The 2013-nt window shown below is 68.1% G+C and carries 2 protein-coding genes; both read left to right on the forward strand.

The features are described from left to right. The coding region (locus tag G6028_RS15630) for an MCE family protein (RefSeq protein WP_182659421.1) at positions 1-1385 on the forward strand (1385 nt) is incomplete at its 5' end. After that, a complete protein-coding gene (locus G6028_RS15635; RefSeq protein ID WP_096906008.1) occupies positions 1385-1927 on the forward strand; it encodes a hypothetical protein in 543 nt (180 codons plus the stop codon). The genes G6028_RS15630 and G6028_RS15635, both read left to right, overlap by 1 nt. Positions 1928-2013 lie beyond the last annotated feature (86 nt).

The following is a 2013-nucleotide window of genomic DNA, read 5'->3' on the forward strand; positions in this document are numbered from 1 at the left end:
TCGCCGTGGTCACCGTTCTGGCCCTCACGGTCATGTCGGTGTCTTACCTCAAGCTGCCCACGGCCTTCGGATGGCAGCGCACGGACGTCGCCCTGGAGATGCCCGACACCGGCGGCCTCTACCAGAACGCCAACGTCTCGTACCTCGGCAACGTCATCGGTCGTGTCGACTCCGTCACCCTCACACCCGGGCACGTCGTGGCGAACCTGCACTTCGACGCGCGGGCCGATGTCCCGCAGAACGTCCGGGCCCAGATCCGCAGCGTCTCGGCGATCGGTGAGCAATACGTGGAGTTCGTCCCGGAGGGCGAACCGAGCGGCGAGCTGGCGGACGGGTCCGTGCTCGGGCGGGACCGGGTCGACATGCCCCAGGGAATCGGACCGGTACTGGACCAGGCCACCGTGCTCATGGCGTCGATCGACGATGCCAAGATGCGACGCGTGATCTCCGAGTCGTTCGACGCGTTCAACGGCTCGGAGCGCGACCTGCAGCGCTTCCTCGACTCGGCCCAGTTGTTGCTCGAGGAGGCCCGTTCCAACACGGACGTCACCCGTCAGCTCATCGCCGACGCCGAGCCGGTCCTGGACTCCCAGCTCCGCTCGTCGGACTCGATCCGGGCCTGGACCCGGAACCTCGCTGACCTGACCGATCAGCTCCGGACCAACGAGCCCCAGCTGACCTCGATCATCCAACGCGGCCCGGACTCTCTGGCGCGGGCGACCAAGGTCCTCAACGATCTGCAGCCGACCATGCCGGTGCTGGTCGCCAATCTGGTGAGCGTCGGCGAGGTGGGCGTCGTCTACAACCGCTCCATCGAGCAGCTCCTCGTGATCTACCCCGCCCTGGTGTCCTCGCTCATCACCGCCATCAACGGCGCCAAGGACACCGGTGAGATCAAGGTGGACTTCAACCTCCAGATCAACGAGACCCCGCCGTGCACCACCGGCTTCCTCCCGGCCGATCAACGCCGCTCGCCGGCGGACCTCTCGGTGCCGCCGCTGATCAACGGCATCTACTGCAAGGTGCCCCAGGACTCGCAGCAGGTCGTGCGAGGCGCCCGCAACCTGCCGTGCATGGAGTACCCCGGCCGGCGGGCGGCGTCGCCCGCCGAGTGCGCGGCGAACGACTACCAACCCGAGGGGATCAACCCCCCGGACACGAGCGAGGTCGGTCCGCCCGGGAACAACCCCAACGGGTGGAACGTTGTGCCGTCGTCGGACACCGGAGAACAGGAGATCCGCACGTCGGCCGCGATGTACGACCCGTCGACGGGCGAATACCTGGGCGCCGACGGCAAGACGTATCGTCAGCTCAACCTCGGTGATGCCGGACGACTCCCGGCGGACGCCGACCTGGCCGACATCCTCACGAACGGAGTGACCTAGTGCCACAGCCGGACGACAACCCCGCCGACCGTGGGCGCCTGTGGCTCACCGTGACCGCGGTGGTCGCGGCGGTATGCCTCGTGGCCGCCGTCGTCGCGACGTCGCTGTGGCTGGGTGAGCGGAACGCGGCGGCCTCCGTGCGCGCCGACCGGGCCTCCGCCGCCGAACTCGACGCCTCGTACCGTGACTTCGCGACGACCGTGATGACCAAGCTCATGACCATCAGGCAGGAGACACTGTCGGAGGACGTCGACGAGATCGTCGGCCTGATCGACGGTGATTTCTCGGAGCAGTTCGCGCCTCGCCGCGATTCGTACGAGGACGTCGTCAAGACCACTAATGTCGTCGCCGACGGTGTGGTGTCCGCCGCCGCCGTCGAACACTCCTACCCCGACCGGGCCGAGGTGATCATGGCGATCGACCAGACCATCGGCAACCCGAAGTCCGATGAGGACCAGGACCGCCAGTACCGTGTGCGCGTGACCGTGAACCGACACGACGACGGCGAGATGAAGGTCACGGGGGTGAACTTCATCCCATGACCACTCCCGACTCCGACATCCGCGCCACCCGTCGCGCCCGGCGCGAGGCCGAACGCGCGGCCCGCGCCCAGCGCAAGGCCGACGCC

This window comes from Dietzia cercidiphylli, assembly GCF_014145145.1.
In the GTDB taxonomy this organism is placed as follows: Bacteria; Actinomycetota; Actinomycetes; order Mycobacteriales; family Mycobacteriaceae; genus Dietzia; species Dietzia natronolimnaea.